The sequence below is a fragment of the Sinomonas sp. ASV486 genome, from assembly GCF_030908215.1.
GTDB lineage: Bacteria > Actinomycetota > Actinomycetes > Actinomycetales > Micrococcaceae > Sinomonas > Sinomonas puerhi.
In genome coordinates this window covers 302,052-325,043 of record NZ_JAVFJK010000002.1, presented here as the reverse complement: position 1 = coordinate 325,043, position 22,992 = coordinate 302,052, and the positions used below count along the sequence as shown (strand labels likewise).

General features: G+C 71.0%; 22 protein-coding genes. 12 read left to right on the top strand and 10 right to left on the bottom strand.

All coding sequences use genetic code 11. From position 1 onward, the window contains the following. Positions 1 to 134 precede the first annotated feature (134 nt). The 3 genes from RBS60_RS04265 to RBS60_RS04255 all read left to right on the top strand — a co-directional run bounded on the left by RBS60_RS04265 (position 135) and on the right by RBS60_RS04255 (position 3,506). Entirely contained in the window at positions 135 to 1,154 is a 1,020-nt protein-coding gene (locus RBS60_RS04265) for an MTAP family purine nucleoside phosphorylase (RefSeq protein ID WP_307956281.1), read from the top strand. Between the two features lie 8 nt (positions 1,155 to 1,162). Beyond that, positions 1,163 to 2,329, top strand: a complete 1,167-nt coding sequence (locus RBS60_RS04260) for an NAD-dependent epimerase/dehydratase family protein (RefSeq protein WP_307956280.1) — start codon at positions 1,163 to 1,165, stop codon at positions 2,327 to 2,329. A gap of 265 nt (positions 2,330 to 2,594) precedes the next feature. Next, positions 2,595 to 3,506 carry a hypothetical protein gene (locus RBS60_RS04255; RefSeq protein ID WP_307956279.1) on the top strand — a complete coding sequence of 304 codons (912 nt, stop codon included), beginning with the start codon at positions 2,595 to 2,597 and terminating at the stop codon, positions 3,504 to 3,506. A 46-nt stretch (positions 3,507 to 3,552) separates the two neighbouring features. Here the strand turns inward: RBS60_RS04255 and RBS60_RS04250 are convergent, their stop codons facing one another. Together RBS60_RS04250 and RBS60_RS04245 are read right to left on the bottom strand one after the other, a co-directional pair. Beyond that, positions 3,553 to 4,764, bottom strand: coding sequence for a HAMP domain-containing sensor histidine kinase (locus RBS60_RS04250; RefSeq protein WP_307956278.1), 1,212 nt, complete (start codon positions 4,762 to 4,764; stop codon positions 3,553 to 3,555). Beyond that, positions 4,764 to 5,489 (bottom strand): response regulator transcription factor, encoded by a 726-nt coding sequence (locus tag RBS60_RS04245; protein ID WP_307956277.1) that lies wholly within the window; start codon positions 5,487 to 5,489, stop codon positions 4,764 to 4,766. Before RBS60_RS04245 ends, RBS60_RS04250 begins: the two co-directional genes overlap by 1 nt. 123 nt (positions 5,490 to 5,612) lie before the next feature. Here RBS60_RS04245 and RBS60_RS04240 point away from each other — a divergent pair, with 123 nt between their 5' ends. Both RBS60_RS04240 and RBS60_RS04235 read left to right on the top strand, forming a co-directional pair. After that, positions 5,613 to 7,034 carry a glycosyltransferase gene (locus RBS60_RS04240; protein ID WP_307956276.1) on the top strand — a complete coding sequence of 474 codons (1,422 nt, stop codon included), beginning with the start codon at positions 5,613 to 5,615 and terminating at the stop codon, positions 7,032 to 7,034. Then, a complete protein-coding gene (locus RBS60_RS04235; protein WP_307956275.1) occupies positions 7,031 to 7,870 on the top strand; it encodes a class I SAM-dependent methyltransferase in 840 nt (279 codons plus the stop codon). The genes RBS60_RS04240 and RBS60_RS04235 overlap by 4 nt, the downstream gene beginning before the upstream one ends. Before the next feature lie 46 nt (positions 7,871 to 7,916). Here the strand turns inward: RBS60_RS04235 and RBS60_RS04230 are convergent, their stop codons facing one another. Then, complete coding sequence (locus RBS60_RS04230) at positions 7,917 to 8,165, bottom strand: hypothetical protein (protein ID WP_307956274.1); 249 nt, start codon at positions 8,163 to 8,165, stop codon at positions 7,917 to 7,919. Next, entirely contained in the window at positions 8,162 to 9,364 is a 1,203-nt protein-coding gene (locus RBS60_RS04225) for a molybdopterin-dependent oxidoreductase (protein ID WP_307956273.1), read from the bottom strand. The genes RBS60_RS04230 and RBS60_RS04225 overlap by 4 nt, the downstream gene beginning before the upstream one ends. A gap of 112 nt (positions 9,365 to 9,476) precedes the next feature. Between RBS60_RS04225 and RBS60_RS04220 the strand changes: the two genes are divergently transcribed. Genes RBS60_RS04220 through RBS60_RS04205 form a run of 4 tightly spaced genes read left to right on the top strand, consistent with a single transcriptional unit; the run spans position 9,477 to position 13,725 of the window. Further along, positions 9,477 to 10,976, top strand: coding sequence for a glycosyltransferase 87 family protein (locus tag RBS60_RS04220; protein WP_307956272.1), 1,500 nt, complete (start codon positions 9,477 to 9,479; stop codon positions 10,974 to 10,976). 35 nt (positions 10,977 to 11,011) lie between these two features. Further along, the gene (locus RBS60_RS04215) at positions 11,012 to 11,983 is read left to right on the top strand and encodes an aldo/keto reductase (RefSeq protein ID WP_307956271.1); all 972 of its coding nucleotides are present in this window, start codon (positions 11,012 to 11,014) and stop codon (positions 11,981 to 11,983) included. A gap of 55 nt (positions 11,984 to 12,038) precedes the next feature. Next, positions 12,039 to 12,836 carry a Pr6Pr family membrane protein gene (locus RBS60_RS04210; RefSeq protein ID WP_307956270.1) on the top strand — a complete coding sequence of 266 codons (798 nt, stop codon included), beginning with the start codon at positions 12,039 to 12,041 and terminating at the stop codon, positions 12,834 to 12,836. Beyond that, entirely contained in the window at positions 12,820 to 13,725 is a 906-nt protein-coding gene (locus RBS60_RS04205) for a helix-turn-helix transcriptional regulator (RefSeq protein ID WP_307956269.1), read from the top strand. Before RBS60_RS04210 ends, RBS60_RS04205 begins: the two co-directional genes overlap by 17 nt. 3 nt (positions 13,726 to 13,728) lie before the next feature. On the opposite strand, the gene RBS60_RS04200 is transcribed toward RBS60_RS04205, so the two are convergent. The 5 genes from RBS60_RS04200 to RBS60_RS04180 form a co-directional block, all read right to left on the bottom strand. Next, complete coding sequence (locus RBS60_RS04200) at positions 13,729 to 13,989, bottom strand: lipopolysaccharide assembly protein LapA domain-containing protein (RefSeq protein WP_307956268.1); 261 nt, start codon at positions 13,987 to 13,989, stop codon at positions 13,729 to 13,731. A gap of 226 nt (positions 13,990 to 14,215) precedes the next feature. Then, positions 14,216 to 14,740, bottom strand: a complete 525-nt coding sequence (locus RBS60_RS04195; protein ID WP_307956267.1) for a PRC-barrel domain-containing protein — start codon at positions 14,738 to 14,740, stop codon at positions 14,216 to 14,218. A 69-nt stretch (positions 14,741 to 14,809) separates the two neighbouring features. Then, positions 14,810 to 15,565 (bottom strand): mechanosensitive ion channel family protein, encoded by a 756-nt coding sequence (locus tag RBS60_RS04190; RefSeq protein WP_307956266.1) that lies wholly within the window; start codon positions 15,563 to 15,565, stop codon positions 14,810 to 14,812. A gap of 284 nt (positions 15,566 to 15,849) precedes the next feature. Next, positions 15,850 to 17,748 (bottom strand): FAD-binding monooxygenase, encoded by a 1,899-nt coding sequence (locus RBS60_RS04185; RefSeq protein ID WP_307956265.1) that lies wholly within the window; start codon positions 17,746 to 17,748, stop codon positions 15,850 to 15,852. A 386-nt stretch (positions 17,749 to 18,134) separates the two neighbouring features. Next, positions 18,135 to 18,563, bottom strand: coding sequence for a cupin domain-containing protein (locus tag RBS60_RS04180; RefSeq protein ID WP_307956264.1), 429 nt, complete (start codon positions 18,561 to 18,563; stop codon positions 18,135 to 18,137). Between the two features lie 258 nt (positions 18,564 to 18,821). Between RBS60_RS04180 and RBS60_RS04175 the strand changes: the two genes are divergently transcribed. Continuing rightward, complete coding sequence (locus RBS60_RS04175; RefSeq protein WP_307956263.1) at positions 18,822 to 19,724, top strand: helix-turn-helix transcriptional regulator; 903 nt, start codon at positions 18,822 to 18,824, stop codon at positions 19,722 to 19,724. 26 nt (positions 19,725 to 19,750) lie between these two features. Continuing rightward, the gene (locus tag RBS60_RS04170; protein ID WP_307956262.1) at positions 19,751 to 20,575 is read left to right on the top strand and encodes an SDR family NAD(P)-dependent oxidoreductase; all 825 of its coding nucleotides are present in this window, start codon (positions 19,751 to 19,753) and stop codon (positions 20,573 to 20,575) included. A 129-nt stretch (positions 20,576 to 20,704) separates the two neighbouring features. Here the strand turns inward: RBS60_RS04170 and RBS60_RS04165 are convergent, their stop codons facing one another. After that, the gene (locus tag RBS60_RS04165) at positions 20,705 to 21,706 is read right to left on the bottom strand and encodes an aldo/keto reductase family protein (protein WP_307956261.1); all 1,002 of its coding nucleotides are present in this window, start codon (positions 21,704 to 21,706) and stop codon (positions 20,705 to 20,707) included. Between the two features lie 176 nt (positions 21,707 to 21,882). Here RBS60_RS04165 and RBS60_RS04160 point away from each other — a divergent pair, with 176 nt between their 5' ends. Continuing rightward, a complete protein-coding gene (locus RBS60_RS04160; protein ID WP_307956260.1) occupies positions 21,883 to 22,983 on the top strand; it encodes a hypothetical protein in 1,101 nt (366 codons plus the stop codon). Positions 22,984 to 22,992 lie beyond the last annotated feature (9 nt).

Sequence of the window (22,992 nt, the reverse complement as noted above, 5' to 3'; positions counted from 1 at the left end):
CTTCAAGTTCAGCGTCTCGTGGCACGCTGTGGCAGTGGCGGGTTATCCGTGTACTGGCAGGCCACCCCTGGGACGTCACGGAACCGTAAGGCGCGAGGGGCGGATCGCCCGGCCCCCGCGGGCACGATGGTCTCGTGGAATCCGTGAATGACCATCCTTTCCGGGCGCGCGTTGCGATCATCGGCGGCTCCGGCCTCTACAGTCTCCCCGGGGCTGACCGCGTTGCAGAGATCGAGACCCCTTATGGGCCAGCGTCGGCGCCGATCTCCCTCATCGGGGGTCGCCGGCCTGGGGACCACGGGCCGGACGGCCCAGCGGTCGCCTTCCTGCCGCGCCACGGCAGCGGCCACTCGGTCGCGCCGCGGCAGGTCAACTACCGCGCCAACCTGTGGACGCTCAAGAGCCTTGGCGTGGAGGCCGTCTTCGCGACCGCGGCGTGCGGTTCCCTCGTGCCAGAGCTCGCCCCCGGCTCGTTCGTCCTGCCGGACCAGTTCATCGACCGCACTTGGGGCCGCGCGGACACCTTCTTCGACGGCACCGGCCCCGGCGCGACGGCGGGCGTCCAGCATCTCTCAGCAGCGGACCCCTACTGCACCGGTCTCCGCGACGTGCTCGCGTCCGCGCTCGCGGACGCGCGGATCCCGTATGCGGCCTCGGGCACCATGGCCGTCATCAACGGCCCCCGGTTCTCCACCCGCGCCGAGTCCCGCGCGCTCGCCCAGACGGGCGCCCAGCTCGTGGGGATGACCCAGTACCCCGAGGCCGTCCTCGCCGCCGAGCTCGGCATGGGCTACGCAGCGCTGGCCTTCGTCACCGATTCCGACGCCGGCGCCTCCGTGGGTGAGGCCGTCACCGCCGAGGCCGTCTGGGAGCGCCTCGCGGGCGCCAGCCTGGTCTTCGAGCGCGTCCTCCTCGCGGCGGCCCGACTGGTCCCCGAGGGATACGCGCCGCGGAAGCTCTTGCCTGACGAGGCCGTCGCCCGGCTCATGGCGGCCGCGGCTGCCTCGCCGGATCCCGGTCTGCCCGCGACTGGCCGGCCAGCGGCCACCGGCGGAGTGGCAGCTGGCATGGTGCCTACGCCCCCCGCGGCGTCCGTGCCCGCCGCACCTGCGCCCGCTGCACCCGCGCCCGGCCGCGTGGCGGTGCGGCGATGAGGCTCCTCGTGACCGGCGGATTGGGCTTCATCGGGTCGGCGGTGGTGAGCGCGGCTGCGGCCGAGGGCTGGCACGTCACGGTGCTCGACGCCGTCGTGCCCGCCTCAGTGCCTGGCTCGCTGCCGGACGGCGTCATGGCCGTGCGCGGCGACGCCGGGGACCCCGCAGCGCTCGAGCGGGTCCTGCCGGGGACCGACGTTGTCTGCCACCTCGCGGCGAAGGTCGGGCTCGAGCTCGGGATGGCCGACGCCCCCGCGTACGTGGGCCAGAACGGTCTCGCGACGGCGCAGCTTGTGGCCGCGATGGCCCACCACGGCGTATGCGGCCTCGTCCTCGCGTCCTCGATGGTCGTCTACGGGGAGGGCACCTACGTCCACCCGGCGGACAGCCGTCCGGTGCGGCCAGCGCCGCGCCGCGAACGCGACCTCGCCGCCGGTCTGTTCGACCCGCGGGACGCCCACGACGGCGAGGTCCTCCTCCCGGCTCTCACCACCGAGGACGCGCCCACCGACCCCCGCAGTGTCTACGCGCTCACCAAGCTCGCGCAGGAGCACCTCGTGGCGGCCTGGGCCCGCTCGACCGGAGGAACGGCCATCGCGCTGCGCTACCACAACGTCTACGGCCCGGGCCTTCCGCGCGACACCCCGTACGCGGGGGTCGCGGCGCTGTTCGCCTCGGCCGTGGCGCGCTGCGAGGCGCCGCTCGTGTTCGAGGACGGACGCCAGCGCCGCAGCTTCGTCCACGTGGACGACGTCGCGCAGGCCACCATCGCCGCGATCCGAGCCATTGCGGGGTCTTTGGCGCCCGGTGCGGGCTCCCGGGCGCGCGTTGAAGGGTCTTTGGCGCGCGGCGAAGGACCGCGGGCCCTCCTCAAGGCATCGGCGGCGCCCGGCCCGGCGTTCCGGGTGTTCAACGTCGGCGGCCCCTCGGTGCAGACGATCCTGGACGTGGCCGAGGCGATCTCGGCGCCCGCCGGTATCCGCCCCGTCGTCACCGGCCGCTACCGCGCGGGGGACGTCCGGCACATCACCGCAAGCTCCGCCGCGATCACTGCCGAGCTCGGCTGGCATCCCCGCATCGGCTTCGCCGAGGGCATGCGGTCCCTCGCCGAGTCGCTGGTGTCCGTCGGCCGCCGACGTCCGCCGGTCGCCGAGGGGCGGGGCGCGGGAGGTTAGGCACGCACGTTAGGGTCCAGATGGTCTGGCCGGTGGAGTACTACTAGGCGGCGCGCGAGTTCTGGGTAGAGGCTGAGCGCGTCACGCGACGAGTGGTCGAGCCCCATTGGCTAGGGCGAACGGACTGAGAATCAGCTATCGACATCGTGCGCTCGCCGCGTTGAACTAACGGGTGAGTACCCTCGGGAAGTTCGCGGGTTGTGTCACGTCGCCTCTGCCTCTTGAGGTTCATCCAGTCGTGCGCGTTAATCCTACCATGAGCACGGTGAGCAACTGGATCGAGTTACTCGGTGGATGGTGTTTGGGCCGTCGTCCAAAGACCTCGGATGTTCGGCACATGGTCGGATCATGGGCCGCAAAGGCGCTGCTGGGCTTCGTCGTCGTTGAGTGGGTAGTCCAGCTTGGGTGGAATGGCCATGGCACTTACAACTACCTCTCCAACTACGTCAGTGATCTCGGCGCGATCCATTGCCAGGATGATGGGAGTCCGGCTCGGTACGTGTGTTCGCCTTCGTTTGCCAATATGGACCTTGCCCTAATCTTCATCGGAGCCAGCGTGATCGTCACTGCCTGTCTCATCACGTCACCGGCACTCTGGTTCGTCCATGCCGGTGATTTGGACCAGGCGTACAGACAGCTGCGGCGCGGTGCGACAGATGGCAAATTCAGACTCGCCCCGCCAACGAGGTTCGCTCGCGTCTGGACCACGGTCGTCCGATGGTCGCTCGCAATAACTGGGCTTGCGATCTTCATCATCGGGGTGATCCCCGAGGATTACTTCCCGCCAGTCCACGACACGGCCGTCTTTATACTGCTCTGTGGCATCGTTGCGTCGCTCGCCTCAATCGGCGTCCTATGGCTGAGGCGCAATAATGCGAGCCTTTGGTTCTTCGGCCTGGCCATCATCGCCATCGTGTCAGCACTCGCCATGGGGCTGACCGGTGGTTCCACGCCGTACTCAGGTCTGTTCGAGCGGGGCGTCATCTACTCGTTCATACTCGGCATGGCCATCCTGGGTTTCATGGTCAGCGCGGCCGCGCGCCATGAACGCAACGGCCAGCTCCAGCCTCGCCCTGCCGGCCAGCTGCCCTGGGGAGCGCGCCAAGCAGACCACGCGAGGGCAGCCTTCGTGGCGCTTGGGACCACGATAAGGGGCCGGTTCCCCCGCCCCGCCTGACGCCGCCCGAGGCGGTGCACGTACTTGCCGCGCGTGAGCCGTGTACTCACTTGGTCCCAGCCGTTTGGTCCAGCGGGAAGGCGAGCGTGAAGCGGCAGCCGCCGTCGCGGTTCTCCACCGCAACGGTTCCGCCATGCGCGCGCAGGATCCCAGCCACGACGCTCAGTCCCACGCCCGCCCCGGCGAAAGGCGAGCCGGGCGCCGTCGTGCCAGCCGCCGTCGAACCCGCCCCGACGAACGGCGCCCCGCCCGGCCCTCGCGTCCGCGACGCAGACTTCCGCCAGCCGGGGTCGAAGAGCCGGGGCAGGTCCTCGGCGCCGATGCCGCCGCACGTGTCCTGGACCCACACCTCACCGGTCCCGCCCGTGCCGGGCCCGAGGCCCACGGTGACCGTGCCACCCTCGATGCTGTACATGACCGCGTTGAGCACCACGTTCTTCAGCGCGCGGCTCGCGGTGCGCGCATCGGCGAGGACCCTGCACGACGCCGTGGGGCCGCCTCCCAGCGTGACGCCGCGCCGGGCGGCGAGGGGCGCGAGCTCGGCCATGACGTCGCTCGCGAGGTCGTAGAGTTCGAGCGGCTCGGCGTGGATCACGAGGGTGCCCGCCTCGAGGGTGGAGAGCTCGAGGAGGTCATTGACCATGGAGGCCATGTGGTCCGTCTCGGTGATCATGCGGCGGTGGTAGTCGGCGGCGTCTGTCGCAACGCCGTCGTCGAGGGCCTCGGCCATGGCCCGCACGGCCGCGAGCGGGGTGCGGAGGTCGTGGGAGATCCACGTGACGAGCTCCCGCCGCGCGGACTCGATGTCGGCCTCGCGCGCGCGGGACTCGTCCAGGCTGCGGCTCGTGTGGGTCAGCTCGCCCGCGAGGGCGGCCAGTTCGGCGCTGCCGGCGTCGGAGGGCCGGAGCCTGCCGGTGAGCACTTCGCCGCGGCCGATCCGCGCGGCGTCGGCAATTAGGCGCGAGGTCGAGCGGGAGAGCCGGAGCCCCAGCACGAGGGACATCGCGATGGCCACGGCCGCCGCGAGCGCGAGGATGAGCCACAGGACCGAGAGGTCGGCCTCGGAGATGGCCATGCCGTTGAGCGCCGTCGCGATGCCCGCGATGAACACCCCCGCAGTCGCGGCCACGACGAGCACGAGCTGCACCCAGAACGGCGCCCGGCGGGCGAGGCGCTGGAGGCCGAGGCTGGCGGCCGTGATGAGCACGGACCAGCCCAGGAGCCAGCCGAGGATCCCGACCACTGCGGAGGCGGCCATCACGCGCCGCCGTCGAAGCGGTAGCCCACGCCCCACACGGTGGTCAGGAGCGTGGGGTTCTTCGGGTCGTCCTCGATCTTCTCCCGGAGCCGGCGCACGTGCACGGTCACGGTGGAGAGGTCTCCGAACGTCCAGTCCCACACCGATCGGATGAGGTCCTCCCGGCTGAACGCCTGGCCCGGGTGGCGGAGGAAGAAGGCGAGCAGGTCGAATTCCCGCAGCGTGAGGGCGAGGGGCTCGCCCCGGCGCGTCGCGGTGCGCGAGCCGGGATCGAGGCGGATCCCGCCGCCCTCCACGGTCGGCTCGGGCTCGAAGTCCTTGAGGCTGCGCCGCAGCACGGACTCGACCCGCAGCACGAGCTCGCGTGGGGAGAACGGCTTGGTGATGTAGTCGTCGGCGCCGGCCTCGAGCCCGGCGATCCGGTCGTCCTCCGTGCCGAGCGCCGTGAGCATGATGACCGGGACATCCGTCGCGGCGCGCAGCCGCCGGCAGACTTCGGCGCCGTCGAGGCCGGGGATCATGCGGTCCAGGAGGATGAGGTCCGGCGTGCGGGTGGCCGCGAGGTGCATCGCGGTGAACGCGTCGTGGGCCACGTCCACCTGGAACCCGGCCTGCAGCAGGTACCCGCGGACCACGTCGGCGAGCGTCAGCTCGTCCTCGACGACGAGGATGCGTCGGTTGCCGAGCGGCGTGGCGGCGGGTGGGCGTGGTCGGTCGGTGCTCACCCTCGCAGGATAGGCCCGCTCGCGGCGGAGCGGACCGGGCGGGCGGTGCCCGGGGGCATCGGTCAGCGTTCCGTAAGGATATTCGGCGGTGGAGGCCCCGCCCCTCCGCCTAGCGTCGGTGGCGTGAACACCGTGACTCCCGCACCTGTCGACGTAGTCTTCCCGTGCCTTAACGAGCGCGGGGCGCTCCCTTGGGTCCTCGGCCGGGTGCCGGCGGGGTGGCGGGCGATCGTCGTCGACAACGGCTCGACCGACGGCTCGGGTGAGCTCGCGGCGCAGCTCGGCGCGACGGTCGTGGTCGAACCACGCCGCGGCTTCGGGGCGGCCGTGCATTGCGGGCTGCAGGCTGCGACGGCGCCCTTCGTGGCGATCTGCGATGCGGACGGCTCGCTCGACCCCGCCGAGCTGCCGGGTCTCCTCGCGCTCCTGACGCACGACGGCGCGGACCTCGCCCTCGGCTCCCGTCGCCCCGACCGCGGTGCGTGGCCGCTCCACGCGCGCGTCGCGAACCGCGCCCTTGCCGCGCTGCTGCGGGCCGGGTCCGGCGTCGGGCTGAGCGATCTTGGACCGATGCGGATTGCGCGCACCGACGCGCTGCGCGGGCTGCGCCTTGCCGACCGGCGCAGCGGCTACCCGCTCGAGATGGTCCTGCGCGCCGCCGAGGCGGGCTGGCACGTCGTCGAGCAGCCCGTGCGCTACGCACCGCGCGTGGGCCGCTCGAAGGTCACGGGAACCGTCCGCGGTACCGCCACGGCCGTGTACGACATGGCGACCCTGCTCGCCGACAGCCGGTCCCGGGCGCGGTCCCGGGCTCGCCGTCGGGGGCACGACGCCGAGACCCGCCGCTCGGACGACCTCACCATCGCCGTGGTCGCCAAGGAGTGCCTGCCCGGCCGGGTCAAGACCCGGCTCGCCCCCGCGTTCACTCCCCAGGAGGCCGCGGACCTCGCCTCGCTGAGCCTGCGCGCCACGCTCGAGACCGTGCGGTCGCTGCCGGTGCGCTCGCGGATCCTCTACTTCGACGGCAGCCCCGCCGCGGCGACGATCCCCGGATTCAGCCATGTCCCTCAGCCCGACGGGAGTCTGGATGAGCGGCTCGCCGCCCTGTGCGATGCCGTGGACGGGCCGCTGCTCATCCTCGGCATGGACACGCCGCAGTTCACACGGGCCGATCTCGCGCCGCTGCTCGCGGATTGGGGGTGTGGCGTTGACGGAGGAGCCGCCACGGGCGTCGCACCGGCCGATGGTGCGGGGGTCGAACCTGCGGACGCGTGGTTCGGCGCCGCGGAGGACGGCGGCTTCTGGGCGCTCGCTCTCGCCGAACCGGACGGGAGGCTGATCCGGGGCGTGCCCATGTCGCGGCCGGACACGGGCGTGCGGCAGCTTGGCCGGCTGCGCCGCGCGGGGCTCACGGTGCGCGAACTCCCGACCCTGCGGGACGTCGATACTCCCGAGGATGCAGCCGCCGTTGCCGCCCAGCTACCCGGGACCGAGTTCAGTGCCGTGGTGACCCGCGTGCTCGCCGCGACAGGGGCCGCGCGGTGACCGCCGACGCCATCGCGGCGGCGAGTCTTCTGCCAGCCAGCATGCCAGCAGGCACCGCGGTCCTTGGCCCTGAGCCTGCCAGCCTTGGGCTCGAGGGCCGGATGGAAGCAACGGTGACTGGCGCCACAAAACCCGCGTGGCACAGGCCCTTCCGGCCCGGGTCATTCTTCGGCCGTGGCGGCGGCGACCCGTACGCTCGGGCGCTGCGCCGCCGCCACGGCATCCTCGACCTGATCGATGCGGACGCTGATCCGCGCGCCGAGCCGCTCGCCCGCTACGACGCCGGCGCCTGGTTCCATGCGACGCCGGGGGAGCGGGCGCTGCTCGGTACACTGACGGGCCCGGTTCTGGACATCGGATGCGGACCCGGCCGGTTCGTAGCCGCGGCACGCCGAGCGGGAATCGATGCCGTGGGTATCGACGTCGAGGAGCGCGCCGTCCGCCTCGCCCGCAGGGGCGGCGAGGCCGTGCTCGGTTCGGTCTTCCATCCCTGCGCCGAGATCACCTCGACCGGCCGGGCAGGCGCCGGATGGGGAGGGGTGCTGCTGATGGACGGCAACATCGGCATCGGCGGCGACCCGGCAGCGCTGCTCGCTCGGGTCCGCGAGATCACGGCACCGGGAGCCTCGGTCTGGGTCGAGGCCGCCACAGGTCCGTGGACGGACCGTTCCTTCGCTGCCCGGCTGAGGGACGCTCGCGGGCACCTCAGCGACGAGTTCCCCTGGGCTGTTCTGGGGCCTGCGGCGCTCGCGGCGACGGCAGCGGACACGGGCTGGGACCCTGTCACGCAGCGGAGCCTGAGCGGGCGCCCCGTCTGCCTCCTGCGCCGGAGATAGCTGAGACGGAGGCTCATTCACGCGATGACGTGTCGGCCCCGGTACCTCAGGATGGTCGGCTGGCCCCGTGAAGCGCTCGCCAGATTCTTGACCAGACCCTCGGCCCGACCTTGGCCGCCGCCGTCACGGTGGGCACCCACACGCCGTCGTGAACCACGACGGCGGCCGCGAGCCACACCGCGAGGCCGACCAGCTGCCCGAGGGCCAGCGAGCCCAGGAGGAGCACCCCGCCCACGCCGACCATCGCAGCACCCGACAGCACCGCGAGAGCCCGGACGAGGAACCGCGCGCTCATGCCGGGCTCCCGGGGTCGGCTGCGAGCACCCGCAGCTCGGAGATCCACTTGGTCTGCAGCACGCCGGGCCGCCCGGGCGCGATGATCCGCGCGGGATAGCCATGGTCCGGGCTGAGGGTCTCGCCGTTGACCCGCAGTGCCACGAGCGTGAGCGGGTCCCACGCGAACTTCTCCGGCAGCACGCTCATGCGGTTGTTGCCTGCGCGCTCGAGGCTCTGCACCACGACGTCACCCCGGCTCGCCCCGGCGGCCCGCAGCAGGTCCGGCATCCGCACCCCTGCCCACACCGCGTCCTGCACCCACCCCTCCACGCATGCGACCGGCAGCCCGTGCTCCGTCTGGGGAAGCGCCTCGAGGTCGGCGAGGCTGAACCGCCGGGCACTCGCCCCCACGGCCACCGCGAGCTCCCAGCCTGCCGCACCATCATGCACGACGACGCCCGCCGCCTCCGCGGTCCGGTTCACCGCGAGCCCTTGGGAACCCCGCCCGGGCCTGCGCGGCGTGAACACGGCCGCGTCGCGCAGCCACGGGACGTTCTGCGTCGCGGAGCCGAGGAATGCGGCCGCGGCGCCGATGCCCACGAGGGCGAGCACCCGTCGTCGTGCGCGGTCCGGCCCAGAGCGATCAAGACCTCCGCGCCCATCCCGCGCTCCCCGCCAATGCGCCGCGATCGCCGGGTACTTGACGGCGACGTGGATGAGCAGCGAGCCGAGGATCACCCACGCGAGCGCGAAATGCGTCTCGCGGAACGGGAATGGCCACGGGTACCACTGGAAGGTGTTGACGATGCCGATCGTCACCTCGACGAGCGAGGCCGCGACGAACACCGCGATGCTCGCTCGCTCGAGCGCGTGCAGCACGGACGTGACGGGAGGCCACTTCAGGAGCTCCGGATACACGGACCAGAGCTTGGCCAGCAGCAGCGGAACGCTCACCGTCCCGGCCGTGATGTGCACGGTCTGCGTCACCGCGTAGAGCCACACGGGCCGGGCGAGCGTCGCCCCGGGCCACGTCGCCGGGTCCTGGAGCGCGTGCGAGTAGAACCCCGTGGCCAGGCACAGAGCGAACATGCCGGCGAGCCACCGGCCCAGCACCACCGTGAGCCGAGTGCCCCGCGTGGGCGAATGCACGGCCGTGAGCAGCCTCGAGGATGCCGCTTCGGCAATGCGGCCCGCCGTCGGGATGGTCCTTCGTTCCATGCCCTCAAGCACAGCACCGGGGCGGCCGCGCAGGGCCCGCGAGACCTTACGGAACCCGAACGGGAACCCTCGATCGCTCCCACGGCCGCGCCTCGTGCGGGACGCTGTCAGCATGGCCCCTCCGCGGCTCCGCGCCCCCTCTCCGCGTCCAACCGCACTCCTCTCCGCGTGCCTGCTCGCGCTGGCCGCGTTTGCTCTCGCTGCCCTCGTCGCCGCCGTCGTCTGGACCGTCTTCGCGCACGACGGCGACCGGTTGCGGGTGCTGGTCGGCACGGCGGCGTGCTGGGTCGCCGCCATCGCGGCGTGGGCCCTCGTGCGCAGGGCCGAACGGTCGGGGGCGGGCCATCGCTGGGTGCTGGGCACCATCGTGCTGGGCCTCCTCGCGGCTGGCGGAGCCTCGATGTCCGCGCCGCCGTCCACGAGCAACGACTCGGCGCGGTACGCGTGGGACGGGATCGTGCAGAAGGCCGGGATCTCGCCGTACCGGGACGTGCCGGCGTCGGACGCGCTCGCGGACCTGAGGCCCGCATGGCTGTTCGCGTCGCGCGACGGGCAGCGGTGCGAGACCGCAGCCCCCGGCGGGCACTTCCCGACAGGGGACGTGCTCACGGACTCGGTGCCCGGCGGCGAGCCCCTGTGCACCGCGATCAACCGGCCGCGTGTCCCCACCGCGTATCCGCCCGTGGCGGAGGCGTACTTCGGGGCCGTGCGGCTCCCGCTGCCCGCGGGCGTGGGGTGGATCGCGTTTCAGGCCGTGGGCCTCGTGCTCGCGCTCGCGGGAACGCTCCTGCTGGCCCGCGCCCTCCCGCGCGCCGGAATCCCGGTGGCCTACGCGGCGCTGTGGGCGTGGAACCCGCTCGTGCTCCTCGAGGCCGTCAACAACGCGCACGTGGACGCCCTCGCGGCGGTCCTGCTCGCCGGGGCAGCCCTCGCGCTCGGGGCCCGGCGTGTCGGGAGGTCGGGCATCCTGTTCGGCCTCGCGGTCGCGACCAAGGTGATCCCGGCCGCTGCGCTTCCCGGCATGCTGAGGGACCGGCCGCGGCGCTTCGCGGCTGCGGCGGTCGGCACGGTCGGTGCGGTGTACGTCCCGTATGTGCTCGCGTCCGGCCCTGCCGTGCTCGGCTACCTCCCGGGGTACCTCTCGGAGGAGGGCTACTCCTCGGGCGGGGACACGACGCGATTCTCGTTGCCAGGCATCTTGCTGCCGCCGGGTGCGGCGCTCGTGGTGGGCGTGGCGGCACTGCTCGCCGTGTGGGCGGGGGTGTGGCTCGCACGGCACCGGCTCGAGCCCGCCGTGGCGCAGGCGGTCTCGGTCGGCTGGGCCCTCGTGATCGTGTGCCCGAGCTATGCCTGGTACGCGCTCATGCTGATCCCTCTGGCCCTGATCGCCCGAAGGCCCGAGTTCCTCGTGGTCCCGGCCGCGCTCGAGGCCGTCTCCGCCACCGTCGGGACCGGCGCTGGGCCTATGGTGAGCCGGGCCGCGATGGCGGCGGCCGCCGTCGTCCTTCTGGTTGCAGCCATGGCGAGACGCCGGGCTCGGCGCCGTCCGCAGCGGGGGCCCGCCCCATCCGCGTACTCACAGGGCCTCCCTCGCGCGAAGAGGGCCGCGTAGCGTCGGGCGTATCCACCGACGAAAGGAACCATCCGATGGAGTACACACGCCTCGGTACCTCCGGCCTGCGCGTGAGCCGCCTCGCCCTCGGCTGCATGAGCTTCGGCGACGCCTCGCGCGGCTTCAGCGAATGGGCGCTCGACGACGACGCGGCCGCGCCGCTCTTCCGCCAGGCCGTCGAGCTCGGCATCACGTTCTGGGACACCGCGAACGTCTATGGCTACGGTTCCTCGGAGGAGATCGTGGGCCGCGCCATCCGGAGTTACACGAGCCGCGAGGACGTGGTCCTCGCCACGAAGGTCTTCTTCCCCCTGCACGAAGGTCCGGGAGGCCGCGGACTGTCCCGCCGGGCGATCATGGAGCAGGTCGATGCGTCCCTGTCCCGGCTCGGCACCGACTACGTGGACCTCTACCAGATCCACCGCTTCGACCCGGAGACGCCGGTCGAGGAGACGATGGAGGCGCTGCACGACGTCGTGAAGGCCGGCAAGGCGCGCTACCTCGGCGCGTCGTCGATGTGGGCGTGGCAGTTCCAGAAGATGCAGCACGCCGCCGAGGCGAACGGCTGGACGCGGTTCGTCTCGATGCAGGACCAATACAGCCTCGTGATGCGCGAGGAGGAGCGCGAGATGATGCCGCTCCTTGTGGATCAAGGCGTGGGCAGCCTCCCCTGGAGCCCGCTCGCGAAGGGCCGCCTCACGCGCCCGTGGAGCGACCAGCACACCCAGCGGGCCGAGACGGACCCGCTGCAGAGCCGCTACTCCGGCGAGGTGAACGAGCCGATCGTCAGCGCCGTCCAGCGCGTCGCCGAGGCCCGCGGCGTGCCCATGGCCCAGATCGCCCTCGCCTGGGTGTTGCACAACCCCGTGGTCACGGCCCCGATTGTCGGGGCGACCAAGCCGCATCACCTCGCGGACGCCGCCGCGGCCCTTGAGCTGACGCTCTCCGAGGACGAGGCGCGCGCCCTCGAGGAGCACTACACGCCGCGGATGCCCTCGGGGTTCTGAGCTGGCAGTACTTTCGACTCTGGGTGCGCACGCCGCGCAGCAGCAGACTGTGGCCATGAGCGGCGCATCGACACTGATCCCTCCGGCGGAGAACAACCTCGCCCTCAACCACGCGCTTCACCCCGACCGCCTCTGGATCCGCCTCGTGCGTGCCGCCGTGGGGGTCGCCGTCCTCGTCGCGCTCATCCAGAAGACGATGGACGCGACGCTGCCGACCAACGACGTCGACATCCCGCAGCTCTACTCCGAGTTCACCGTCCAGTCGAACTTGGCCGTCGGGCTCGTCCTGATCGCCTCCGCGGCGTGGCCGCGTACCAGGCTCCCGCTCTGGTGGGACCACCTGTTCGGCGCGCTCACGTTCTACATGGTCATGACGGGCATCATCTACGTGGTCCTCGTCGCGCCGCCCAGCGAGCCATGGTGGACCCTGGACATGTACTGGCCGCAGATGATCCACCACCGCATCGTCCCGCTCGTCATGGCGCTCGACTGGATCCTCGTCACGCGCACCGTCCGCGGCAGGTGGTGGCGGCCGCTCGCCTGGATGGTCTACCCGGCCGCGTTCCTGGCCTTCTCGTGGATCCGCGGCGGGATCGACGGCTGGTACGTCTACGACTTCCTCGATCCGACGCTCGACGGCGGGTGGCCGGGAGTCTTCGTCACGACGTCCCAGGTGCTGGCAGCCTTCCTCGTGGTCGCCGTGCTCATCCACGTGGCCGGCAACGTCCGCGTTGGCCTCGCCGTGGCCCACCCTGCGCCGCGACTGACCGACCGACCGCTGATCCGTGCCCTGACAGGGCGCCCCAATCGCGGGGAGCGAACCGTACCCTCGAACCATGGACACCAGAAGTGAGGTGCGCGAGTTCCTCCGCACCCGCCGCGCCCATGTGAGCCCTGAATCGGCGGGCCTCATCGGAGGCAGCCGACGCCGCGTGCCCGGCCTGCGCCGCGAGGAGGTCGCCCTTCTGGCGAACGTGAGCGCTGACTACTACGCGCGCCTCGAGCGCGGCGACCTCTCCGGAGCCTCGGACGAGGTGCTCGACTCGCTAGCCCGCGCCCTCCAGCTCGACGAGGCCGAGACGACCCACCTTTTCGACCTCGCCAGGGCGTCGCAGCGGTCGGCGTCGCAGCAGTCCGCTGCTCAGGGCGCGGCGGGCACGCGCCGTCGTGCGCGTGGGTCGGGTGCACCCGAGGTCAGGGACAGCCTCCAGCGCTTCCTCGACGCCGTCACCGGCGCGCCGGCCTGGGTGCGCAACGAGCGGATGGACTTCGTCGCGGCCAACGCGCTGGGCCGCGCCCTGTACACTCCCGTCACGGAGGCCACCGCGTCCCCGGGGACGCCGGCCAACAACGCACGCTTCCTCTTCACGAGCCCCGCGGCGCGCGACTTCTACCCGGACTGGGAGAAGAACATGGACGACGTCGTCGCGACCCTCCGGGGCTACGCCGGCCGCAGCCCCCACGACCGCGCCCTCCAGGAGCTCATCGGCGAACTCTCCGTGACGAGCGAGGAGTTCCGCGTGCGCTGGGCAGCCCACAACGTCCGCTTCCACCGCACGGGCCACAAGCGGATCCACCACCCCGTGGTCGGCGACCTCGAGCTCGCCTACGAGGCCATGGAACTGCCCGCCAATCCCGGCTGGACTATGTTCGCCTACACGGCCGAGCCCGGTTCGGCGAGCGAGGAGCGGCTGCGGCTGCTCGCGAGCTGGGCGGCCACGGAGGCCCTACAGCGGGGGTGATGGTCAGCGCCGGGGCGGCGTCGTGCGCCGTGCCCGGCGGGCGGCGGCTCGAAGTTGAAAGATCCGCACGGCGCCGGCGATGGCCACCAGCACCCCGCCGGCCACGGCCGCGATGAACAGCGCGATCCCGAGGGGCACCGGACCGACGAGGCCCAGGAAGTGGACTTGGGCCATGTCCTGGTTCTGGATGAAGAACACCACGAGCAGGATGAAGACCACGAGGCCCGCGATGACCGCGGTCCACGTGGCCCCGGCCCGGGACACCCCGGGCCGGGGCGAGCCCGGTTGCGACGAGTCTGCCCGGGGCGAGCCCGGCTGCGGTGAGTCCGCCCGGGGCGAGCCGGGCTGCGGGGCGCCGGACCGAGTCCGCGGGTCCTCGGGCGAGGCTCCTCCGAGTCCGTGGGCCGGGGCGCCCGCCGGTTCCGTCGGCTCCGTCCGGTCACCCGGCTCCGGCCGCGGATCGCGCCGTCTTGGCGAACCCCGCCGTCCGTCACCGGAGTCGGTCGTCACCGATGTTCCTGTCCGTCTCGACCGCGCTACCGTCGACCGGTGTGTTCTCCACAGGGACGGGCTGGTTCAGACCATTCCCGAGGGGGCGCCGACGGAGGCCCATCGCCAGTTGGCGTCGGCCGATCGGCCCGTCCTGCAGAGCCGCCTCGTTCTGGGCCCGCTCGGTGCCCGCCAGTCCCTGGGCCGGAGCGGAGCGTCCATAGTGGCGGTAGAGCCGGTCCTCCTCGCCCGGTTCGAGGTGCTCCTCAGCGTCGACGCGGGGAGCATCCTTGATGTGATCCTTCGTATACGGGACCACGAGGTTCTCCTCCGCGATCCTGGCCCCCTCGAGGGGAACGAAGGATTCCTTGGTGCCGAAGAGCCCGGTCTTCACCGTGACCCATGCGGGCACGTCCGTGTGGTCGTCGAGGTAGAACTCGCCGATGGCGCCGATCTTCTCCCCGTCCTGCGAGACCACATCTCCCTGGCCGTCCTTGAGGTCCTCTAGGTCCGCACTCGTGAACATTGTGGTTCTCCTCTTCTGGCTCTTCTGGCCTGCATCTGTTACGTGTTCCGTGAGAGGCAGCGGGCCGCCTCAGTAGCGGTGGGCACCGTCGCTCTGGGTCGGCGGCATGTGCTGGCGGGCTGCTTCCTTGATCTGCTCGGTAGCCGGCGGGGCGGCCTCGGCGTGCGCCTTGACGCGCGGGGCCTCATTCTCGGCGCGGGAGAGGTAGCGCTCCCAGCGCTGGGACATGGGCTTGATGAGGCCGCCGCCCACTCCCACGATCACCACTCCGACGATGGCCGCGAGCACGGCGATGAGGATGGGGGTCGTGACCGTGACCGCGATGTCCACCTGGTTGAGGGCGGCGATGATGCCGATGCCGATGATGAAGATGCTCGCGATATTGGCGAGCGTCTTGCCGTACGACAGGCCGCCCAGAGAGCCCTGAATGAGCGTCTTCACAGCGGCGGCGATCGCCGCGCTCACGATCACGATGATAATGGCGACGACAACCTTGGGCAGGAATCCGATGATGGCCGCGAGCAGAGTGCTGACTGGATTCGGGCCGAAAACGCCGAACGCGAATTGAAGCACGAAGAGGACGAGAGCGTAATAGATGATCTTGGAGACAATGGTGCTCGCGTCGAGGTTGGACCCGGCGAGGGCGCGCTTCACGCCGCCCCGTTCGACCCAGCGGTCGAATCCGATCTTGGTCAGGAGGCGCGAGAGCCCGTTTGCGATCGCCTTGGCCACGAGCAGGCCCACGATCAGGATGACGAGGAACAGCAGGAGCTGGGGGACGAACCGCGCCACTTCTGCAAGTCCGGCGGTGAGTGAGTCAGGCATGGCAACCTCCCGTGCTGGGTGTTTGGCATGTGCTTTTCTATTTACGGGACTTCCGCATGGAGGGTTTCAGAAAAGCATGCACGCGGTAGGATGGCAAGGCTGGCGGGAAAATAATCCCGCATCTGCTCGAAGATGTTTGAAATGCAGGATTCGGGGCAATTGACGAGGTTTTCGGTCTTCCGGAATGCGCTCTATTTCGGGGCTGGGACGGGCGAGGGGTCACCTCCCGTGCGGGAGGCGACCCCTCGCCGTCGTGCAGCCGCCTGAAGCGGCTCCTGGTCTGGTCAGACCTGAGCGGCCGCATGGCCCTTCAGGACGCCCGCGAAGAACGCGCCGAGCTCGTCGGTTGCGGCGAGCGGGACGATGTTGGCCACGTACTGGTCCGGGCGGACCACCACGACCACGCCGTCACGGCTCAGGCCGCGCTCCTCGAAGATGTCCGCGGCGGAGTAGGTGCCGAAGACGTTCTCGAGGTCGTTGAGCTGGAACTCGCCCACCTGCGGCTTGAACACGCTGGGGACGTCGTTCAGGTCGAAGGTGTGGTGGTCCTGCTGGTAGACGGCCTTGACGTCGAACCACGCGTTGCGGTCCAGGCCCTCGGGGGTTGAGACCACGGGGGAGGCCGGGTCGTTGGCGAGCCAGTCGGCGAACTTCGCCATCGCCGAGTCCGGCGTGCCGGCCTTGGCCGCATCGGCGAAGGCGTAGATGCGCCAGCGGCCGTCGGCCTGGGCGAGGTGGCCGAGGTGCAGCGGGTTGGTGTCGGAGATGCGCAGGGCCTTGGCGGACTTGAAGCGCTTGCCCATCGGGAAGCCCGTGGCGAGGTCCTGGTGCTTGGCCTGGCCCACGATCGCCGAGGGGTGGTACTCGGTCATGAATCCGGCCGGGAACTCGGCGGTGCGCACGTAGAAGTCCGCGAGCTCCGAGGGGCTCTCGAAGTCCTCGGGATTCTTCGCCATCATCGAGGACCACGTGCGGTCGAAGTCGATGAGGTTCTGCGCGATCACCTGGCGCTCGGCCGTGTAGGTGGACAGGAGGCTTTCGGGGCTGCGGCCTTCGAGGACGTGGCCGAGCTTCCAGCCGATGTTGAAGCCGTCCTGCATCGAGACGTTCATGCCCTGTCCGGCCTTGGCGCTGTGCGTGTGGCACGCGTCGCCGGTGATGAAGACGCGCGGTGAACGCTGCCCGACCTGCGAGGTGGGGACGTCGTCGAACCGGTGGGTGACGCGGTGGCCGACCTCGTAGACGCTGTTCCAGGCGACGCTCTTCACATCCACCGAGTACGGGTGGAGGATCTTGTTCGCGCGGTCGATGATCTCCTGGAGCGGGGTCGCGCGGATCGTGCCGTTGTCGTCGTCCGGCACCACGCCGAGGTCTACGTACATGCGGAAGAGGTACCCGCCCTCACGCGGGATGTGCAGGATGCTGCCGCCGTCGTGCGACTGGATGGCGCACTTGGTGCGGATGTCGGGGAAGTCCGTGTTGGCGAGGACGTCCATGACGCCCCACGCGTGGTTGGCGCGGTCGCCGGACATCTCGCAGCCGATCGCGTCGCGAACCTTGCTGCGGGCGCCGTCGGAGCCGACCACGTACTTGGCCTTGACGGTGCGCTCCTGGCCCTCATGCTGGGAGGTGCCGGCGAGCTTGACGGTGACGGGGTACTCGCCCTCGCCGATCTCAAGGCTCACGAACTCCCAGCCGTAGTCCGGCTTCATGCGGGTCGGGGAGTTCTCCATGACCTCGGCGAAGTAGTCGAGCACGCGGGCCTGGTTCACGATCAGGTGCGGGAACTCGCTGATGCCCATCTCGTCGTCCACCGCGCGCGAGGTGCGCTTGATGTTCTGGGGGTTCTCGGGGTCCGGCTGCCAGAAGTTCATTTCGGTGATGTGGTAGGCCTCGGCGATGATCTCGGGGGCGAACCCGAAGGCCTGGAACGTCTCGACGCTGCGGGCCTGGATGCCGTCCGCCTGGCCGATCTCGAGGCGGCCGCCGCGGCGCTCGATAATCCGGGTGTTGACGTCGGGGAACTGCGAGAGCTGCGCTGCGGTGATCATGCCCGCGGGGCCGGTGCCGACAATGAGCACGTCGACCTTGTCCGGGAGCTCCTCGGGGCGGTTGAGGCCGACGCCAGCGGCCGGCTGGACCTTGGGATCCGTGGACACGTAGCCGTGGTGGTGGAACTGCACGGGCTTCCTCACTTCTCTGTGGGGTGGCGACCTCTCGCCATCGGAATGGTTGTTCGATAATAGAACTGCGTGTTCTAATATCGCTCACATCGATGGTACGCGAGGAGTGGGCCAGCCCACAAGGCTGAGTGAGCAGGACAGGCACGACGGCGCCGTCCCGGCCCACCCTTTGGGAGTCACCTTCTGCGAGTCAGTTCCTGAGGTCACTTCTGACCGTCATTTCCCGGGGGTCGAACGTTCCGACCTCCCCAGCTTTAACGGGCGAAACTCCCCAGCTTTAGCCTTCAACCCGCGCAATCACGCGGATGTCGGGACGAGTCAGAGCACTCGTCGGGGCTAGAGCTGGGGAGTTACGCGCGCGGCGGCGCCGGGCCGCGGGCCTTCGGTCACTTGCCGTTGGCGGCGGCTTCTTCCGTGCCGTTGGCCGCCCGGTACGCGGCGTCGTCGACCGGCTCGAGCCACGTGGTCGGATCGGTCTCGCCGTCGCCCGCAAGCATCGCGAGGTGCGCCATCGCGGCGTCGGCCGTCGCGCCGTGCCAGTGATCCTCGCCCGCGGCGCACTGCACGGTCTCGCCGGGTCCGGCGGCCACGACGCGACCGTCGCGGGTCCCCACGAGCGCGGTCCCCTCGAGCACGTAGAGGGTCTGGCCGAGCGCGTGGACGTGCCAATTCGTGTGGGCGCCGGCGGAGAAGCGCACGACGGCGGCGGCGAGCCACCCGGGCGCGGCCGCCGCGGAGACGGTGGTCACCTCGACATGGCCGGTGAAGCGGGATGCCGGGGCAACGGCGGGAGTCTGGGCGGGAATGAGTTCCATGGGGGATCCTCCAAGGGGTTGGGTGGGACCAGGGGTCAGGTCCCAGGGTCTGAGGGCCAGCTTCTGAAGCGCGGCGACCCGCCGTGCGGCGAGGCGCGCAACGGAGCCGCGGGGCGGCGTCGTGCGTCCAGCGGTGGGAGGCAACGGGGTGAGCACCCTCCCATGCAACCCCGGAGCGCGCCGAAGAGGGAGAGCCCTGATGAGACCGGTACTGGCAGTACCTCCCAGCCGTGGCGGGACGCGGCGTAGCGTGGATCCATGGCAGCAGAGAACCGCGAGGAGGTCCGCGACTTCCTCGCGACCCGTCGGGCGAAGATCACTCCGGAGCAGGCCGGACTCACGGTCTACGGCACGAACCGGCGCGTGCCGGGCCTCAGGCGCGAGGAGGCTGCGCTGCTCGCGGGGGTCAGCGTGGAGTACTACACGCGGCTCGAGCGAGGGAACCTCGCGGGGGTCTCGGAGGGCATCCTCGAGGCGCTTGCCCGCGCCCTCCAGCTCGACGACGCCGAGCGCGACCACCTCTTCGACCTCGCCCGCAACGCGGGCCCTTCGCGGTCCCGCCCGCGCGCGTCCCGCCAGGCGGTCCGGCCGAGTGTGCAGTTCATGCTCGACGCCATCACCGGCGCGCCGGCGTTCGTGCGCAACGGGCGCATGGACATCCTCGCCGCCAACCGGCTCGGCTTCGCGCTCTACTCCCAGATGTACGACGGCGCGGCCCGCCAGACGCTGGGCGTCCCCGCCCGCCCGGCGAACCACTCCCGGTTCATCTTCCTGGACACCCGTGCCCGGGAGTTCTACCCCGACTGGAACCTCGCGGCGAACAACAACGTGGCGCTCCTGCGGACCGAGTCGGGCCGCAATCCGCACGACAAGGGCCTCGCGGACCTCGTGGGCGAGCTGTCCACGCGCAGCGCGGAGTTCGCCTCGCTGTGGGCCCGCCACAACGTCCGGCGGCACTACTCGGGCCGCAAGCACTTCCGGCATCCCGTGGTCGGCGAGCTCGAGATGGTGTTCGAGGCGCTCGCCCTCGAGGAGGACCCCGGGCTGACCCTGACCGTCTACCCGGCCGTGCCCGGCTCGCCGTCCGAGGAATCCCTCAAGCTCCTCGCGAGCTGGGCCGCGACCGAGCGGATCGGTGAGCCCGTGCGCAGCGGCGCCTGACCACGTGACCGGCGTAGTGTGGCGCCATGTCTGATGTCGCGCTCGTCACAGGAACCTCGTCCGGGATGGGGCTGCACGCCGCCGTCGAACTCGCCCGCAGGGGCCTCACCGTGGTCGCGACCATGCGTGACCTCACCCGGGCCGACGCACTCCGCGCGGCCGCGGCGGAGGCTGGCGTCGAGCTTGACCTCCGGGCGCTCGACGTCGTCGACCACCCCGCGGCGGAGGCCCTCGTTGCCGCCGTGGTCGCCGACCACGGCCGGATCGACGTGCTGGTCAACAACGCCGGCAGGGGCTGTGTGGGCACCGCTGAGCAGCTCGGTATGGACGTGATCCGGGACCAGCTCGAGGTCAACTACCTCGCGCCCGTGCATCTGGCCAAGCTCGTGCTGCCCGGGATGCGGGACCGCGGCCACGGACGGATCGTGACGGTCACGAGTGTTGGCGGCGCCGTCGGCCAGCCCTTCGCCGACGCGTACTGCGGCGCGAAGTTCGCCGTCGAGGGCTTCATGCAGTCCCTCGCGCCGGTCGCCGAGCAATTCGGCGTGCAGGTGAGCATCGTCGAACCGGCGGCCGTGGCGAGCGAGTTCGTCGCGAACGTCGAGCGGCCGGCCCACGTCGGCGCGTACGGCGCGCCCCTCGAGGCCTACCTCTCGCGCTCGTCGGGCGCGTTCGCCGGCGCCCAGTCGGCGCAGGAGGCAGGGGCCGCGATCGCGGACGCCGCGACGTCGGCCGCATACCGCTTCCGCTGGCAGACCTCCGAGGCCGCGGTCCGCTTTGTGGGCGCCTCCCTCGCCGATCTCGACGGCGAGCGCGTGCTGGGCGTGACGCGCACCTGGATCACGAGATAGCGTCCCGCCGCGGCGGGCGACGGCGGGCGCTCGCCTCCTTCGCTCACGCGCCGCTTCGGGCGACGGCGCGCACTCGCCTCCAGCACTTACGCGTCGCTTCGGGCGACGGCGCGCACTCGCCTCCAGCACTCACGCGCGGTGCAGCACGCCAGCCTGTGCGCCCGGGGCGAGGGTCGGCTTCTTGACCGGGACATCGCCGAGGGCCTCGTCGATCGCCGCGAGGACGTCGTCGGTGAGCCCGATGCCGGAAGCCTCCGCATTCGTGTGCACCTGCTCCGGGCGAGACGCGCCGGTGATCGCAGAGGCGAGCTCGGTGCGGCGGAGCACCCACGCGAGGGCCATGGTCGGGAGGCTCAGCCCCGCGCCGTCGGCAATCGGCAGGAGACGCTGCACGGCATCGAGGATCGCGTCGTTGAGGAGGAGGTCCTTGGCCATGTTCATGGAGTCGCTCGCGAAGCGGCTGTCCTCGGGGATCCCCTGGCCCGGCTTGTACTTGCCCGTGAGCACGCCCTGCGCGAGCGGGGACCAGACGATCTGCGAGATGTCATTGGCTGTGCACAGCGGGAAGACCTCCGCCTCGGGCGCCTGCCACAGCATCGAGTACTGCGGCTGCGATGAGACGAAGAGCCCCGGCCCGGCGAGGTCGATCGCGGCCTGAATCTGCTCTGGGGTCCACTCGCTGAAGCCAAGATAGCGGGCCTTGCCCTGCTCGACCACCTTCTGTAAGGCCTCGACGGTGTCCTCGATCGGAACGGCGGTGTCGAAGCGGTGAGCCTGGTACAGGTCCACGTGGTCCGTCTGGAGCCGCGTGAGCGAGGCGTCGATCTGCTTGGCGATCTGCGCGGGGGAGAGGCCACGGTCCGCCGGGTCGTCTGACATCTGGCCGTTCACCTTCGTTGCGAGGATGTACGAGCCGCGTGGGTGCTTCGAGAGGATCTCGCCCCACGCTGTTTCGGACGCTCCGCGGCCGTAGACGTTCGCGGTGTCGAAGAAGTTGATCCCGGCGTCGAACGCGGCCTCCGTGCACGCGCGGGTCTGCTCCTCCTCGATGCCGCCCGAGAACGTGAGCCACGAGCCGAGCGAGATCTCCGAGACCTCAAGGTCGGAACTGCCGAGCTTGCGGTAGCGCATGGTGGGACTCCTTGCGGTAGGTGGGTCCTCCCTGCCTACTCTCTGCGCGCGGCTCGTGCAAGGGCCGGATGCGCGGGGGCCGGGGCACATCGCCTCTATTCGCGGGCACATGGGGTCCGTACCGTCAAGGTGTCCGGCAGCCTGTCGGGCGGCCCCACGGAGAGCGGAGAACAGCCATGCGCGCTCATCGGATCCTGTTGCCCAGGGCAGGAGTCGTACTCGTCGGGACGCTCGCCCTCCTGCTCGCAGGGTGCGGTCAGAGCGGGCCGACGACGTCGTCCTCATCCTCATCCTCCTCGAGCGCCGACAACCCCGCGTCGTCCTCGTCCTCGAGCGGCGGCAACCCGGCATGCGACCTCATCACCCCGGCGATCGCCGCCAAGGTCGACCCAGGCCAAGTGCCGATGTCGAATTCGCCGGCGAGGCCGGGCGGCAGCGGCGCCTATGGGTGCGGCTACTACAGCAGGTCCGTCAAGGGAAACGGCCTTTCGGTTGCGCTGACCACGCCGGCCTCGGCGGCGGACATCGCCGCGGCGAAGAAGACGCCCGACTGCGCGCCGGTGACCGGTATCGGCGACTTCGCATGCTTCCAGTGGACGGGATACTTCCGCGGCGAACCCTCGGCGTCGGCGAACACGATCCTCATGGCGGTGCGCGGCAACGAGTCCCTCGACTTCCGCTATCTGGCCATGCCACCCATGGATGCGGGAACTCCCGCCCCCGACGGAAACGCCACGGCCCGAGCCCTTTCCCAGGCCCTTGTCGACGCCGGATGGGGCAACGGCAGCGCGCTCAGTGTCCCGTCCGCGCCGGCCGTGGGCCCACAGGCGTCGACGAACAATCCCGTGTGCGCCATCGCGACGGCCGATGCCGTGAAGCAGGCCTTCGGCGCGACGACCACGCCGGAGACGCTCCCGGGCGAGGGAAGCTGCCGCTACACGTTCGGCGCCTTGGGCACCCCCGGTCCGGACTCGCTCATCTTCTCGATCGAGTACCACCAAGGCGGGGCATCTATGCTCACAGGTGCGCTGCCCCCTGACGGCCAGTCGATCGAGGGCGTGGGGGACAAGGCCATCCTCGTGACGAGGTCGGAGGCTGCGGGGCCGAAGTCCCTGCGGCCCGTCGGCGACGTGCCGATCACCATCCTCATGCTCGAGGTCGCCAAGGGCCAGAACATGGCGATCTTCGTTGCCCAGGTCCTCATCTCCCCGACCGGGCCCACGGCGGATCAGACGAAGGACCAGCTCCTCGGACTCGCGCGGAATTCCAGCTTCTGAGCGGGGGCA